Genomic DNA, 16,138 nt, shown 5'->3' on the forward strand with positions numbered 1-16,138 from the left:
CGTGCGGCTTGGTGCGCTCGAACTTACCCTTGGCCATGGCTGCTTACCTCTGAACTTGTGTTTGTTGGTCTTGTTTGGGAAAGGCCGGCAGTTGCCTGCCGGCCCGTGCATCAGTTCTTCTTGACCACCGACTCGGCGATGTTGGTCGGCGCCTCGGCGTAGTGGTCGAACTCCATCGTGAAGGTCGCGCGACCCTGCGACATCGAACGCAGGCTGGTGGCGTAGCCGAACATCTCGCCCAGCGGCAGCATCGCGTTGATGACCTTGCCCGACGGGGTGTCGTCCTGACCCTGCAGGATGCCGCGACGACGGCTGACGTCGCCCATCACGTCACCGAGGTAATCCTCGGGGGTGACGATCTCGACCTTCATGATCGGCTCCAGCAGGACCGGGCTGGCCTTGTGGAAACCTTCCTTGAAGCCCATCGAGCCGGCGATCTTGAACGCCATTTCGGACGAGTCGACCTCGTGGTACGAACCGTCAACCAGCTTCACCTTGACGTCGACGATCGGGTAGCCGGCCAGCAGGCCGTTGGCGACCGCTTCCTGGATGCCCTTGTCGACCGCCGGGATGTATTCCTTCGGCACGACGCCGCCGACGATCCCGTTCTCGAACACGTAGCCGCCGCCGGTCTCGTTGGGCTCGATCTCGAGCCAGACGTGGCCGAACTGGCCCTTGCCGCCGGACTGGCGCACGAACTTGCCTTCGGCCTTGACCGCCTTGCGGATGGTCTCGCGATAGGCGACCTGCGGCTTGCCGACGTTGGCCTCGACGTTGAACTCGCGCTTCATGCGGTCGACCAGGATGTCCAGGTGCAACTCGCCCATGCCCGAGATGATGGTCTGGCCGGATTCCTCGTCGGTCCGCACGCGGAACGACGGATCTTCCTGCGCCAGGCGACCGAGCGCCATGCCCATCTTCTCCTGGTCGGACTTGGTCTTCGGCTCGACCGCCATCGAGATGACGGGCTCCGGGAACACCATCCGCTCGAGGGTGATGACATGGTCCAGCGCACACAGGGTGTCGCCGGTGGTCACGTCCTTCAGGCCGACCGCCGCGGCGATGTCGCCGGCGCGGACTTCCTTGATCTCCTCGCGGTTGTTGGAGTGCATCTGCAGGATGCGACCCACCCGCTCCTTCTTCGACTTGACCGGGTTGTAGACCGCGTCGCCGGAGTTGAGCACGCCCGAGTAGACCCGGAAGAAGGTCAGCGAGCCGACGTACGGATCGGTCATGATCTTGAACGCCAGCGCCGAGAACGGCTCGGTATCCAGCGCCTTGCGGCTGTCTTCCTTCTCGTCTTCGTCGATGCCCGGAACCGGCGGACGATCCGACGGCGACGGCAGCAGCTGGATCACGCCGTCGAGCATGGCCTGCACGCCCTTGTTCTTGAACGCGGTACCGCAGAACACCGGGATGATCGTGGTCGCCAGAGTGCCGGCACGCAGGCCCGCGATGATCTCTTCCTCCGACAGTTCGCCGTCGTTGAGGTACTTGTCCATCAGCTCTTCGCTGGTCTCGGCCGCGGCCTCGACCATGAAGGCGCGCGCCTCGGTGGCCTTGTCGAGCAGTTCGGCCGGGATCTCGCCGTACTCGAACACGGTGCCCTGGGATGCGGTGTCCCAGTGGATGCGCTTCATCTTCAGCAGGTCGATGACGCCGTCGAAGCCGTCTTCGGCGCCGACCGGCACCTGCATCGGCACCGGGTAGGCACCCAGGCGCGACTTCAGCTGCTCGACGACCTTGTCGAAGTTGGCGCCGGTGCGGTCCATCTTGTTGACGAACGCAAGGCGCGGCACCTTGTACTTGTTGGCCTGGCGCCACACGGTCTCGGACTGCGGCTGCACGCCACCGACCGCGCACAGCACGAACACCGCGCCGTCGAGGACGCGCAGCGAACGCTCCACCTCGATGGTGAAGTCGACGTGCCCGGGGGTGTCGATGATGTTGAAGCGGTGCTGCGGCAGCGACTTGTCCATGCCGGACCAGAACGCGGTGGTGGCCGCGGACGTGATCGTGATGCCGCGCTCCTGCTCCTGCTCCATCCAATCCATGGTCGCGGCGCCGTCGTGGACTTCGCCGATCTTGTGGCTGACACCGGTGTAGAACAGGATGCGTTCGGACGTGGTGGTCTTGCCGGCATCGATGTGGGCCATGATGCCGAAGTTGCGGTAACGCTCGATGGGAGTGGTGCGAGCCACGGGACCCTCTCGTATTTTATGTTCGTGTTTTAACGGTTCGTCTTTTACGAACCGCAAATGGCCGGACGCCGCCTCACGGCGGCTTCCGGTTCGCATGACGGCGATCGCGCCGTCGCGACAGCACCGGAGGTGCTGCGGAACGTCCCGGCTACAGTTGCGGCCGGGACGCTTGGATCACCAGCGGTAGTGCGCGAACGCCTTGTTCGCTTCCGCCATGCGGTGGGTCTCTTCGCGCTTCTTGACGGCACCGCCACGGCTTTCCGCGGCGTCCATCAGTTCGGCGGCGAGCTTGCGCGGCATCGTGTTCTCGCCACGCTTGCGCGCGGACTCGATCAGCCAGCGCATCGCCAGCGCCATGCGGCGCGAGGCACGCACTTCGACCGGCACCTGGTAGGTGGAGCCACCGACGCGGCGCGACTTGACCTCGACGGTCGGCGAGATGTTGCCAAGCGCCTTCTCCACCAGCTCCAGGACGTTCGGGTTCTTCTCCCCGATCACATCCATGGCGCCATAGACGATCTTCTCGGCGACCGACTTCTTGCCGCTCAGCATGACCATATTGATGAAACGCGCGATCGTCTCGCTGCCATGCTTGGGATCAGGCAGGACGGAACGCTGCGGGGCGGAACCTTTACGCGACATGGATCAAATTCCTCAGGACTTCGGGCGCTTGGCGCCGTACTTGGAGCGACGCTGGCGACGCTTGGCGACGCCGGCGGCGTCGAGCGCACCGCGCACGGTGTGGTAACGCACGCCGGGCAGATCCTTGACGCGGCCGCCGCGGATCAGCACCACCGAGTGCTCCTGCAGGTTGTGGCCTTCGCCGCCGATGTACGAGATGACCTCGTAACCGTTGGTCAGGCGCACCTTGGCCACCTTGCGCATCGCCGAGTTCGGCTTCTTCGGGGTGGTGGTGTAGACACGGGTGCAAACGCCACGGCGCTGCGGGCAGTTCTCGAGCGCCGGGGAGGTGCTCTTGAAAGTCGGCGCCTGCCGCGGCTTGCGGACCAGCTGATTGATCGTCGCCATCTGATGCTCTTTGATGAAGGCCGTGTTGCGCGCTCGTTCGAGCAGGCCCTGCGTGAAAACGAACGGCAAGCCGGGTACACCCGGCCCACCGAGACGGAAAAGTATAGCCTGCGTCAAACGTCGCCGTCAAACGCAAACATGGCGAAACGGCGGAACCCCGGGCCGGGCCCGACGGTTCCACGCTGTTTCAATGATCCCGCCCTTCCGTGGGCCCAACACGAGGCGCTCCTTGCACCTCATTTGGTGATCTGGGGCGACCCGGTGAGGGGCCGCCACTGTGTGCAACGGTATTACGAAGCGCTGGACTCTTCGCCGGCATCCGCCGACTCGACCACCTCGGAGGTGACCGGCGCCGACAGCGCCTCCATCTCCGAGTCGGTCAGGCCCGAGGCGTTCTTGCGGCGCTGGGTATGGTACGCCAGGCCGGTACCGGCCGGGATCAGGCGACCGACGATCACGTTCTCCTTGAGGCCGCGCAGGCCGTCACGGGTACCGCGCACGGCAGCCTCGGTCAGCACCCGGGTGGTCTCCTGGAACGACGCGGCCGAGATGAACGACTCGGTCGCCAGCGAGGCCTTGGTGATGCCCAGCAGCACCGGGTCGAACTGCGGCACGATCTCGTTGCGGGCCGCCACGCGGGCATGCTCCTCGACGAAACGCTGGCGCTCGACCTGCTCGCCATGCAGGAACTTGCTGTCGCCGGCATCGGTGACCTCGACCTTGCGCAGCATCTGGCGAACGATCACCTCGATGTGCTTGTCGTTGATCTTCACGCCCTGCAGGCGATAGACGTCCTGGATCTCCTTGGTCAGGTACACCGCCAGCGGCTCGACGCCGAGCAGGCGCAGGATGTCCTGCGGGGTCGGCTCGCCGTCCACCACGGTCTCGCCCTTCTCGACGTGCTCGCCTTCGAACACGATGATCTGGCGGTACTTCGGGATCAGTTCCTCGTGCTCGTCACCGGACGCGTCCTTGATGATCAGGCGCTGCTTGCCCTTGGTGTCCTTGCCGAAGCTGACGATGCCCGAACGCTCGGCCAGCACCGCCGGATCCTTCGGCTTGCGCGCCTCGAACAGGTCGGCAACGCGCGGCAGACCACCGGTGATGTCGCGGGTCTTGGACGCTTCCTGCGGGATCTTCGCGACCACGTCGCCGACGCCGACCGCGGCGCCATCCTGCAGGTTGACGATCGAGCGCGGCGGCAGCAGGTACTGCGCCGGCAGGTCGGTGCCCGGGATATTGAGGTCGTTGCCCTTCTTGTCGACGATGCGGACGATCGGACGCAGGTCCTTGGCGGCCGAACCGCGACGCTTCGGATCGGTGATCTCGCGCGACGCCAAACCGGTCAGTTCGTCGGTCTTCTCGATCACCGTCACACCGTCGACAAAGTCGACGAAGCGCAGGAAACCGGCGACTTCCGAGACGATCGGGTGGTTATGCGGGTCCCAGTTGGCGACCTGCTGGCCGGCCTTGATCTCGCCGCCGTCCTTGACCGAAACCGTGGCACCGTACGGCAGCTTGTAGCGCTCGCGCTCGCGACCGTGGTTGTCGAGCACCGACAACTCGCCCGAGCGCGACACCGCGACCAGGTGGCCGTTGGCGTGCTGCACGTGCTTGAGGTTGTTGAACTTGATCGAACCGGTGGTCTTGACCGTGACGTTGTCGATGGCCGCCGCACGCGACGCCGCACCACCGATGTGGAACGTACGCATGGTCAGCTGCGTGCCCGGCTCGCCGATCGACTGCGCGGCAACCACGCCGACCGCCTCGCCATGGTTGACCAGGTGGCCGCGGCCGAGGTCACGGCCGTAGCAGTTGGCGCAGACGCCGAACGCGGACTGGCAGGTGATGGTCGAACGCACCTTGACCGCCTGCACGCTGGCATCCTCGAGCTTCTGCACCCAGGCTTCGTCGAGCAAGGTGTTACGGGTGACGATCGGATCCTCGTCGTTGCCCGGCAGGAACACGTCCTCGGCGACGACGCGACCCAGCACGCGGTCGCGCAACGGCTCGACCACGTCGCCACCTTCGACGATCGGGGTCATCATCAGGCCTTCGAGCGTGCCGCAGTCGTCCTCGGTGATCACCACGTCCTGCGCCACGTCGACAAGGCGACGGGTCAGGTAACCGGAGTTCGCGGTCTTCAGCGCGGTATCGGCCAGGCCCTTTCGGGCACCGTGGGTCGAGATGAAGTACTGCTGGACGTTCAGGCCCTCGCGGAAGTTCGAGGTGATCGGGGTCTCGATGATCGAGCCGTCCGGCTTGGCCATCAGGCCACGCATGCCGGCCAGCTGGCGGATCTGCGCCTGCGAACCACGCGCGCCGGAGTCGGCCATGATGTAGACCGAGTTCATCGATTTCTGCGGGACCTGCTTGCCTTCGGCGTTGGTCACGGTGTCGGTGCCGATCGCGTCCATCATCGCCTTGGCCACGCGCTCGTTGGTGCGCGACCAGATGTCGACGACCTTGTTGTAGCGCTCACCGGCGGTGACCAGGCCCGACTGGTACTGCTCCTGGATTTCCAGGACCTCGGACTCGGCCTCGGCGAGGATGCCCTTCTTCTCGTCCGGGATGGTCATGTCGTCGATGCCGATCGAGACGCCGGCGCGGGTCGCGAACGCGAAGCCGGTGTACATCAGCTGGTCGGCGAACACGACCGTGTCCTTCAGGCCCAGCAAGCGGTAGCTGGAGTTGATCAGGCGACTGATGTTCTTCTTGGTCAGCTCGACGTTGGCCAGCGCGAACGGCAGGCCGTCGGGCAGGATCTCCTGCAGCAACGCGCGGCCGACGGTGGTGTCGACGATCGAGGTCTTGCTCTCGCGCGAACCGTCCTCGCCGATCACCGACTCGGTGATGCGGACCTTGACCTTGGCGTGCAGCTGCACGACGCGGTTGTCGTAGGCGCGCTTGACCTCGGCGACGTTGGCGAACGCCATGCCCTCGCCCGCCTTGTTCTCCAGCGCGCGGGTCATGTAGTACAGGCCGAGCACGACGTCCTGCGACGGCACAATGATCGGCTCGCCGTTGGCCGGGCTCAGGATGTTGTTGGACGCCATCATCAGCGCGCGCGCTTCCAGCTGGGCTTCCAGCGACAGCGGCACGTGGACGGCCATCTGGTCGCCGTCGAAGTCGGCGTTGAACGCGGTGCAGACCAGCGGGTGCAGCTGGATCGCCTTGCCCTCGATCAACACCGGCTCGAACGCCTGGATGCCGAGGCGATGCAGCGTCGGGGCGCGGTTGAGCAGGACCGGATGCTCGCGGATGACCTCCTCGAGGATGTCCCAGACTTCCGCCTCTTCACGCTCGACCAGCTTCTTGGCGGCCTTGATCGTGGTGGCGAGGCCACGGCGCTGCAGCTTGGCGAAGATGAAGGGCTTGAACAGCTCCAGCGCCATCTTCTTCGGCAGGCCGCACTGATGCAGCTTGAGGTACGGACCGACCACGATGACCGAACGGCCGGAGTAATCGACGCGCTTGCCGAGCAGGTTCTGGCGGAAGCGGCCCTGCTTGCCCTTGATCATGTCGGCCAGCGACTTCAGCGGACGCTTGTTGGTGCCGGTGATCGCGCGGCCACGACGGCCGTTGTCCATCAGCGCATCGACCGACTCCTGCAGCATGCGCTTTTCGTTGCGCACGATGATGTCGGGCGCATTGAGCTCGAGCAGGCGACGCAGGCGGTTGTTGCGGTTGATGACGCGGCGGTACAGGTCGTTGAGGTCGGAGGTCGCGAAGCGGCCGCCGTCCAGCGGCACCAGCGGACGCAGGTCCGGCGGCAGCACCGGAAGCACCGTCATGATCATCCACTCGGGCTTGTTGCCGGACTCGAGGAACGCCTCGACCAGCTTCACCCGCTTGGTCAGGCGCTTGAGCTTGGTTTCCGAGCCGGTGGCGGCGATGTCTTCCTTCAGCTGCACCATCTCGGCCTGCAGGTCGATCGTGCGCAGCAGGTCGTAGACCGCCTCGGCGCCCATCGCGGCTTCGAAGTCGTCGCCATGCTCCTGGCGCGCCTGCATGAACTGTTCTTCGTTGAGCAGCTGGCCACGTTCGAACGGGGTCAGGCCCGGCTCGGTGACGACGAACGCCTCGAAGTACAGGATCCGCTCGATGTCGCGCAGAGTCATGTCCAGCATCAAACCGATGCGGCTGGGCAGCGACTTCAGGAACCAGATGTGCGCGACCGGCGAGGCCAGGTCGATGTGGCCCATGCGCTCGCGGCGCACCTTGGCCAGGGTGACCTCGGTGCCGCACTTCTCGCAGACCACGCCGCGGTGCTTCATGCGCTTGTACTTGCCGCACAGGCACTCGTAGTCCTTGATCGGTCCGAAGATGGCGGCGCAGAACAGGCCGTCGCGCTCGGGCTTGAAGGTGCGGTAGTTGATGGTCTCGGGCTTCTTGACCTCGCCGAAGGACCACGAACGGATCAGGTCCGGCGACGCCAACGCGATCTTGATCGCATCGAAGTCGAGCGCGGGACGCTGCTGGTTGAACAGGTTGAGCAAGTCTTTCATCAGGAATTCTCCAGTATCGAAAACCTTCGTCCTTGAAGGCTTTCAGGCTGCGGCGGCCGGGGTGCGACTGCCGCGCTCTTTCCTCGGGTGTCGGTATTCAGTCGCGCGCGATCACTTGGTCTCTTCGAGTTCCATGTTGATCGCGAGCGAACGGATCTCCTTCACCAGCACGTTGAAGGACTCCGGCATGCCGGCCACCATTTCGTACTCGCCATCGACGATGTTCTTGTACATCTGGTTGCGGCCCTGCACGTCGTCGGACTTCACCGTCAGCATTTCCTGCAGGGTGTAGGCCGCGCCGTAGGCTTCCAGCGCCCAGACTTCCATCTCGCCAAAACGCTGCCCGCCGAACTGCGCCTTGCCGCCCAGCGGCTGCTGGGTGACGAGCGAGTACGGACCGGTCGAGCGGGCGTGCATCTTGTCGTCGACCAGGTGGTTCAGCTTCAGCATGTGCATGTAGCCGACCGTCACTTCGCGCTCGAACGCCTCGCCGGTGCGGCCGTCGTGCAGCACGGTTTGGCCACTCTCGGGCAGGTCGGCCAGCCTCAGCATCGCCTTGATCTCGGCCTCGGCCGCGCCGTCGAACACCGGCGTCGCCATCGGCACGCCGTCGGTCAGGTTCTGCGCGAGTGCCAGCAGTTCCTTGTCGCTGAATTGCTTGAGGTCGACCCGCTCACCGACCACGCCGGTGTCGTGGTTGTAGACCTCGTCGAGGAACTTGCGCAGCTCGGCGACCTTGGCCTGCGCCTCGAGCATGCGCTGGATCTTCTGGCCCAGGCCCTTGGCGGCCCAGCCCAGATGGACTTCCAGCACCTGGCCGATGTTCATTCGGCTCGGCACGCCCAGCGGGTTCAGCACGATGTCGACCGTCTGGCCGTCGGCCATGTACGGCATGTCCTGCACCGGCACGATGGTCGACACCACGCCCTTGTTGCCGTGGCGGCCGGCCATCTTGTCGCCCGGCTGGATCCGGCGCTTGACCGCCAGGAACACCTTGACCATCTTCAGCACGCCCGGGGCGAGGTCGTCGCCCTGGGTGATCTTGGCGCGCTTGTCGGCGAAGCGACGCTCGAACTCCTTCTCGTGGGTATCGAGCTGCTTCTGCGCGCGCTCGATCGCCTCGATGGCGTCCTCGTCCTTCATCCGCAGGCTGAACCAGTCCTTGCGGCTGATGCCGTCGAGCACCAGCGAAGTGACGGTCTCGCCCTTCTTCAGGCCGGCGCCGCCGTTGGCGACCTTGCCGATCAGCTGGCTGCGCAGGCGGCTGTAGATCGCCGCCTCGAGGATCCGGAACTGGTCGTCGAAGTCCTTCTTGACCCGGCGGATCTCGTTTTCCTCGATCTGGCGGGCGCGCTTGTCCTTCTCGATGCCGTCGCGGGTGAAGACCTGCACGTCGATGACGGTGCCGTCCATGCCCGGCGGCACGCGCAGCGAGCTGTCCTTCACGTCGGATGCCTTCTCGCCGAAGATCGCACGCAGCAGCTTCTCTTCCGGGGTCAGCTGGCTCTCGCCCTTCGGCGTGACCTTGCCGACCATGATGTCGCCGGCGCGCACTTCGGCGCCGATGTACACCACGCCGGATTCGTCGAGGCGGTTGAGCGCCTGCTCGGACACGTTCGGGATGTCGGCGGAGATCTCCTCCGGCCCGAGCTTGGTATCACGCGCGACCGCGGTCAGCTCCTCGATGTGGATCGTGGTGTAGCGATCCTCCTGGACCACCCGCTCCGACAGCAGGATCGAGTCCTCGAAGTTGTAGCCGTTCCACGGCATGAACGCGATCAGCATGTTCTGCCCGAGCGCCAGCTCACCGATATCGGTGGACGGGCCGTCGGCCAGCACGTCGCCACGCGCGATCACGTCGCCCACGTTGACCAGCGGGGTCTGGTTGATGCAGGTGTTCTGGTTGGAACGGGTGTACTTGATCAGGTTGTAGATGTCGACGCCGGCATCGGCCTCGCCGACGATCTCGTCCTCGTTGGCCTTGACCACGATGCGCGCCGCGTCGATCTGCTCGATCGTGCCGCCACGCAGGGCGTTCACGGTCACGCCCGAGTCGCGCGCCACCGCACGCTCAATGCCGGTGCCGACCAGCGGCTTCTGCGCACGCAACGTCGGCACGGCCTGGCGCTGCATGTTGGCGCCCATCAGCGCGCGGTTCGCATCGTCGTGTTCGAGGAACGGCACCAGCGCCGCCGCGACCGACACGGTCTGCATCGGCGAGACGTCCATGAAGTGGATCTCGCTCGGCGGCTTCAGCAGGTTCTCGCCCTGGTAGCGGCAGGCGACGAACTGGGCGGACAGCTTGCCCTTCTCGTCCTGGGTCGCATTCGCCTGGGCGATGACGTACTCGTTCTCCTCGATCGCCGACAGGTACTCGACCTCGTCGGTGACCTTGCCGTCCACGACCTTGCGGTACGGCGTCTCGAGGAAGCCGTAGCGGTTGGTGCGGGCGAACACGGCGAGCGAGTTGATCAGGCCGATGTTCGGGCCTTCCGGGGTCTCGATCGTGCAGACGCGGCCGTAATGGGTCGGGTGCACGTCGCGCACCTCGAATCCGGCGCGCTCGCGGGTCAGGCCGCCCGGTCCAAGGGCCGACACGCGGCGCTTGTGGGTGACTTCCGACAGCGGGTTGTTCTGGTCCATGAACTGCGACAACTGCGAGGATCCGAAGAACTCCTTGATCGCGGCGGCCACCGGCTTGGCGTTGATCAGCTCCTGCGGGGTCAGGCCCTCGGACTCGGCCATCGACAGCCGCTCCTTGACCGCGCGCTCGACCCGGACCAGCCCGACGCGGAAGGTGTTCTCGGCCATTTCGCCGACCGAACGCACGCGGCGGTTGCCGAGGTGGTCGATGTCGTCGACCACACCGCGACCGTTGCGGATCTCGGTCAGCACCTTGAGCACGTCGAGGATGTCGGAGCTGTCGCCGTACTCGGCCACCAGCTTCTTGGACTCCTCGTCCTTGCGCTCGGCGTAGTACTTGGCGTCGTACAGCACCGACGCGCCGGTGGTTTCCTTGCGGCCGATGCGACGGTTGAACTTCATCCGGCCGACCGCCGACAGGTCGTAGCGGTCGAAGGTGAAGAACAGGTTGTGGAACAGGTTCTGCGCCGCGTCCTTGGTCGGCGGCTCGCCCGGACGCATCATCCGGTAGATCTCGACCAGCGCCTCGAGCTGGGTCTTGCTCGGGTCGATGCGCAGGGTGTTGGAGATGAACGGGCCGCGGTCCAGGTCATTGACCCAGATCGTGCCGACGGTCTCGATGCCACCCTTGCGGAACAGCTCCAGCTGTTCCTCGGTGATCTCGTCGTTGGCCGAGGCGATCAGCTCGCCGGTGGCGGTATCGACCACGTCATGCGACAGGATCCGGCCGACCAGGTAGGCGTCGGGCACGGCCAGCGCCTCGATGCCGGCGGCCTCGAGCTGCTTGACGTGGCGCGCGGTGATGCGACGGCCGGCCTCGACGATGATCTTCTCGCCGTCGGACAGGTCGAAATCGAGGGTCTCGCCGCGCAGGCGCTCGGGCACCAGCTCGACCTGGACGCCTTCGGTCGGGTCGATATGGAAGGTGTTGACCTCGAAGAACTCGGCCAGCATCTCCTCGTTGGTGTAGCCCAGCGCGCGCAGCAGGATGGTCACCGGCAGCTTGCGGCGACGGTCGATGCGGGTGAACAGGCCGTCCTTCGGGTCGAACTCGAAGTCCAGCCACGAGCCGCGGTACGGGATGATGCGGGCGCTGTACAGCAGCTTGCCGGAGCTGTGCGTCTTGCCGCGATCGTGGTCGAAGAATACGCCAGGCGAACGATGCAGCTGCGAGACGATGACGCGCTCGGTGCCGTTGACGATGAAGGTGCCGTTGCCGGTCATGAGCGGGATCTCGCCCATGTAGACCTCCTGCTCCTTCACGTACTTGATGGCCTTGGTCGACGACTCGCGGTCGTAGATCACCAGGCGCACGGTCACGCGCAGCGGGGCGCCGTAGCTCATGCCACGCTGGCGGCACTCGCGCTCGTCGAACGCGGGCTCGCCGAGCTTGTAGCCGACATACTCGAGCGCGGCGTTGCCGCTGTAGCTGGAGATCGGGAACACCGACTTCAGCGCGGCATGCAGGCCGCGGTCCTCGCGCTTGGCGGGGTCGGTGTGTTCCTGCAGGAATGCACGATAGGAGTCGACCTGGATCGCCAGCAGGAAGGGCACCTCGAGGATCGACTTGCGCTTGCCGAAATTCTTGCGGATGCGCTTCTTTTCGGTGAACGAATAGTCGGTATGGGATACCGTCGTCTTGGAAGCTGTGGTCATGGGGCTACCGCCTCGATTTTCATTGGACCGCGCGCCTGCGGGTCCGGGGGAAACGTGAAGTTGTCAGTTGGAAGTCGCTGGTATTGCCGGCACCAGCACGCCTTCTCCCGCTACTTCCAACTACCAACTCGGGTGTTTTCTTTTGGAGTACTGCAACAACGGCCAAAGGCCGGGGGCTTACGCCCCCAGCCTCAGGTGGTCGCCAATGACGCCTGGCGACGCAAGTACGACTTACTTCAGCTCGACGGTCGCGCCGGCGGCCTCGAGGTCCTTCTTGAACTTCTCGGCGTCTTCCTTCGAAGCGCCTTCCTTCACCACGCCACCGGCCTCGGCGAGGTCCTTGGCTTCCTTCAGGCCCAGGCCGGTGATGGCGCGGACGGCCTTGATGACCTCGACCTTCTTGGCACCGGCTTCCTTCAGGATGACGTTGAACTCGGTCTGCTCTTCAGCCGCGACCGCACCGGCAGCCGGACCGGCGGCCATCATGACCGGGGCAGCGGCGGTGACGCCGAACTTCTCTTCGATGGCCTTCACCAGCTCCATCACTTCCATCAGCGACTTGGCGGCGACGGCGTCGACGATCTGATCGTTGGACAGGGACATTGTATTTACCTCTGGAAAATGTTGTTCGAGATCAGTGATCTTACGAAACGATTGAGTTGAGTCGCGTACGCGAATCAGGCTTCGGCGGCAGCTTCGGCGGGGGCGGCTTCGCCACCACCTTGCTGGTCGGCCACGGCCTTGACGACGCGGGCGAACATCGAGGCCGGCTCGGCCAGGACGCGTGCCAGCATGGACAGCGCCTGCTCGCGGGTCGGCAGCGACGCCAGTACATCGACGTGCTCGGCCGGCAGCAACTTGCCTTCCACCGACACGAGGCGCGGCTTGAGCTTGTCGTTGCCCTTGGCGGCATCCTTGATCAGACGCCCGGCAGCGCCGGGTTCTTCCAGCGAGAACGCGTACAGCAGCGGACCGGTCAGGACGTCCTTGACGACCTCGAACTCGGTGCCCGCGACGGCGCGCGACGCCAGCGTGTTCTTGACAACCTTCAAGTACACACCGGTTTCACGGGCCGTCTTGCGCATCGCGGTCATTTGACTGACCGTGGTGCCCGCGTACTCGGCTGCGACCAAGGAGTGGGCCTTGGCGGCGATGTCTGCCAGCTCGGCGACTACTTCTTGCTTCTGGGACAGATTGAGAGCCATTGCACTCCTCCAATTTGAATTCCGCTTACGGCTCCTGCCGCTTGCGGTCCTAGGCGACGCCTGTCCCTGGCATCGGGGACGCCTTGCGGCATCCCGGGTGGTGGCCACTCCAGAAAAATTTTCCAGAAGGCACCATCTACGCAGGGCGACCCGAAGGTCCGGATTAAGCAGTCCCGTTTCCACCGACGGCGATTCCCTGCCATGTCGAGCTTCCGTGCCCGTCGCCGGTAGGCGTTGACCGCACCTGCGGTCTTTGACGGCTATCGCTTTGGCCGAAACCTCGGCGATGCCCTCAAAATTCGAATCGGGGCTGACGCCCCTCCTGCAAAAACCCTTACTTCAGCACCAGGGTCGACTGGTCGACGGTCACGCCCGGGCCCATGGTCGAGCTGATCGCGATCTTCTGCAGGTACTGGCCCTTGGCGGTCGCCGGCTTGGCCTTGATCAGGTCCAGCAGCAGCGCCTCGAGGTTGCCCTTGAGCGAACCGTCATCGAAGTCGGCCTTGCCGATGGTGCAGTGGATGATGCCGGCCTTGTCGGTGCGGTAGCGGACCTGGCCGCCCTTGGCGGCCTTGACCGCCTCGGCCGGGTTCGGCGACACGGTGCCGACCTTCGGGTTCGGCATCAGGCCGCGCGGACCGAGCACCTGGCCGAGCTTGCCGACCACGCGCATCGCATCCGGGGTCGCGATGACGACGTCGTAGTTGAGGTCGCCGGCCTGCATCTTCTCGGCCAGGTCGTCCATGCCGACGGCTTCGGCGCCAGCGGCCAGGGCCTCGTCAGCCTTGGCGCCTGCCGGGGCGAACACCGCCACGCGGACCGACTTGCCGGTACCGGCCGGCAGGACGGTCGAGCCGCGCACCTGCTGGTCGGACTTCTTGGCATCCACGCCGAGACGCACGGCGACGTCGACGGACTCGACGAACTTGGCCTTGGTCGCGGTCTTGATGATCTTGATGGCTTCGTCGAAGGCGTATGCCTTGCCCGGGACGACGGCGGCCTTGATTGCTTTTTCGCGCTTGGTCATTGCCATCTCTTAGCCCTCCACCGTCAAACCCATGCTGCGGGCGGAACCCGCAATCGTGCGCACCGCCGCTTCCAGCTCGGCCGCGGTCAGGTCCGCTTCCTTCTGCTTGGCGATCTCCTCGAGCTGGGCGCGGGTAACCTTGCCCACCTTCTCGGTGTTCGGACGCTTGGAGCCGGAAGTGATGCCGGCGGCCTTCTTGAGCAGCACGGTGGCCGGGGTGCTCTTGGTGATGAAGGTGAAGGTACGGTCCGAGTACGCGGTGATGATCACCGGCGTCGGCAGGCCCGGCTCCAGCTTGGAGGTCGCGGCGTTGAAGGCCTTGCAGAACTCCATGATGTTGAGGCCGCGCTGGCCGAGGGCGGGACCCACCGGCGGCGACGGGTTGGCCTGACCGGCCTTGACCTGCAGCTTGATATAGCCGACTACTTTCTTTGCCATTTTGATTGCTCTCCGGGTGCAAGCGCCTTGCAACAGGCTCCCCATCGCGCCGGGAAAATCACGTGTCCCGGCTTCACGTCAATGTTTCACGCCGCTATCTGCGAGCCGAATGCGCCGACAGCCGCCCCGGGGGCAGCTGCGGTCTCCACATTGGCTCGCGTGTCGCAGCGAGCCAGGCAGTATACAGGGTTTTCGGCCCCGCGTTTTTCGTGCGATCAGGCCTTTTCGACCTGACCGAAGCCCAGCTCGACCGGGGTCGAGCGGCCGAAGATCAGCACTGCCACGCGCAGGCGGCTCTTCTCGTAGTTGATTTCCTCGACCACGCCGTTGAAGTCGTTGAACGGACCGTCGATGACCCGGACCATCTGGCCCGGCTCGAACAGCACCTTCGGCTTCGGCTTGCTGACGCCTTCCTGGACCCGGTTCAGGATCGCATCGGCCTCGTGGTCGGCGATCGGCAGCGGCCGGTCGGCGGTGCCGCCGATGAACCCCATGACCTTCGGGGTTTCCTTGATCAGATGCCAGCATTCGCTGTCGATCCGCGGGATCCCCGACTCGTCGTGGGTCGCGATCTGCACCAGCACGTAGCCGGGGAAGAACTTGCGCTCGGAACGACGCTTCTGGCCGGAGCGCATCTCCACCACTTCCTCGGTCGGCACCAGCACGTCGCCGAAGCGGTCCTGCATCTCCGCCCGCGCGATGCGGTCGCGCAATGCCTGCGCCACCGACTTCTCGAACCCCGAATAGGCATGGACCACGTACCAGCGGCGGTTGCCGGCAGTGCCGTTGTCCGGGGATTCGTTGCCGTTGTCTGGTGTCTGCACCTGTGTCATCTCCTTAACGTCCCAACAGCCACTTCACCGCGGCCTGGATGACCACGTCGAAGCCGGCCAGCAGCAGGCTGAGGATCAGCACCGCAAGCATCACCACCCAGGTGGTGCGGGTGGCTTCCTGGCGGGTCGGCCAGACCACCTTGCGCAGTTCGAAACGCGACTCCGACAGGAACTCGAGGGTCTGCGCGCCCTTGTGGCTGGTGAGGAACACCGCCACGCCGGCGACCAGGCCGCCGGCCGCGGCCAGCGCACGCAACGCGCCCGGCCACTGCTCGAACCAGATGTACGCAAACAGGCCCGCAACCACCAACAGCACCGCAAGCGCGTACTTGGCGATGTCACCGGCGTTGGTGGACCTGGTTTGTTCGACCTTGCTGTTCAATCGATCTTCCGCATTTGGCACGCCAGGAGGGACTTGAACCCCCAACCTGCGGTTTTGGAGACCGCTGCTCTGCCAATTGAGCTACTGGCGTATTGACTGGTCCGAAAATGGCGACGGCGGCTTGCGCCGCCACCACCGTTTTTCATCGATTTCGACGGGCTTACGGCGTACCCGTTTACTTCAGGATCTTGGCAACGACGCCGGCGCCGACGGTAC

At 65.1% G+C, this 16,138-nt stretch carries 11 protein-coding genes and 1 tRNA gene; all 12 read right to left on the reverse strand.

What is annotated here, in order from left to right; translation table 11 throughout:
- Window positions 1–110: 110 nt before the first annotated feature.
- The 12 genes from fusA to SNE34_RS14575 all read right to left on the reverse strand — a co-directional run bounded on the left by fusA (window position 111) and on the right by SNE34_RS14575 (window position 16,013).
- Window positions 111–2,201 carry an elongation factor G gene (gene fusA, locus SNE34_RS14520; RefSeq protein ID WP_332618338.1) on the reverse strand — a complete coding sequence of 697 codons (2,091 nt, stop codon included), beginning with the start codon at window positions 2,199–2,201 and terminating at the stop codon, window positions 111–113.
- Window positions 2,202–2,375: 174 nt separating this feature from the next.
- Entirely contained in the window at window positions 2,376–2,843 is a 468-nt protein-coding gene (gene rpsG, locus SNE34_RS14525) for a 30S ribosomal protein S7 (RefSeq protein WP_332618339.1), read from the reverse strand.
- Window positions 2,844–2,855: 12 nt separating this feature from the next.
- Window positions 2,856–3,230, reverse strand: a complete 375-nt coding sequence (gene rpsL / locus SNE34_RS14530; RefSeq protein ID WP_078759418.1) for a 30S ribosomal protein S12 — start codon at window positions 3,228–3,230, stop codon at window positions 2,856–2,858.
- Window positions 3,231–3,520: 290 nt separating this feature from the next.
- The gene (gene rpoC, locus SNE34_RS14535; protein ID WP_332618342.1) at window positions 3,521–7,738 is read right to left on the reverse strand and encodes a DNA-directed RNA polymerase subunit beta'; all 4,218 of its coding nucleotides are present in this window, start codon (window positions 7,736–7,738) and stop codon (window positions 3,521–3,523) included.
- Window positions 7,739–7,849: 111 nt separating this feature from the next.
- Complete coding sequence (rpoB, locus tag SNE34_RS14540) at window positions 7,850–12,037, reverse strand: DNA-directed RNA polymerase subunit beta (protein WP_332618343.1); 4,188 nt, start codon at window positions 12,035–12,037, stop codon at window positions 7,850–7,852.
- Window positions 12,038–12,268: 231 nt separating this feature from the next.
- Window positions 12,269–12,640 carry a 50S ribosomal protein L7/L12 gene (gene rplL, locus SNE34_RS14545; RefSeq protein ID WP_332618344.1) on the reverse strand — a complete coding sequence of 124 codons (372 nt, stop codon included), beginning with the start codon at window positions 12,638–12,640 and terminating at the stop codon, window positions 12,269–12,271.
- Between the two features lie 74 nt (window positions 12,641–12,714).
- Window positions 12,715–13,242, reverse strand: a complete 528-nt coding sequence (gene rplJ / locus SNE34_RS14550; protein ID WP_332618345.1) for a 50S ribosomal protein L10 — start codon at window positions 13,240–13,242, stop codon at window positions 12,715–12,717.
- Window positions 13,243–13,576: 334 nt separating this feature from the next.
- Complete coding sequence (gene rplA / locus SNE34_RS14555) at window positions 13,577–14,275, reverse strand: 50S ribosomal protein L1 (RefSeq protein ID WP_332618346.1); 699 nt, start codon at window positions 14,273–14,275, stop codon at window positions 13,577–13,579.
- A gap of 3 nt (window positions 14,276–14,278) precedes the next feature.
- Window positions 14,279–14,707, reverse strand: coding sequence for a 50S ribosomal protein L11 (rplK, locus tag SNE34_RS14560; RefSeq protein ID WP_332618347.1), 429 nt, complete (start codon window positions 14,705–14,707; stop codon window positions 14,279–14,281).
- Between the two features lie 215 nt (window positions 14,708–14,922).
- The gene (nusG, locus tag SNE34_RS14565) at window positions 14,923–15,531 is read right to left on the reverse strand and encodes a transcription termination/antitermination protein NusG (protein WP_332618348.1); all 609 of its coding nucleotides are present in this window, start codon (window positions 15,529–15,531) and stop codon (window positions 14,923–14,925) included.
- Window positions 15,532–15,544: 13 nt separating this feature from the next.
- Window positions 15,545–15,922: a preprotein translocase subunit SecE gene (secE, locus tag SNE34_RS14570; protein WP_332618349.1), complete on the reverse strand. Its 378-nt coding sequence runs from the start codon at window positions 15,920–15,922 to the stop codon at window positions 15,545–15,547.
- Window positions 15,923–15,937: 15 nt separating this feature from the next.
- A tRNA-Trp gene (locus SNE34_RS14575) sits at window positions 15,938–16,013 on the reverse strand.
- Between the last annotated feature and the right edge of the window lie 125 nt (window positions 16,014–16,138).

It is taken from the genome of Novilysobacter erysipheiresistens (genome assembly GCF_036663935.1).
GTDB classification, from domain to species: domain Bacteria; phylum Pseudomonadota; class Gammaproteobacteria; order Xanthomonadales; family Xanthomonadaceae; genus Novilysobacter; species Novilysobacter erysipheiresistens.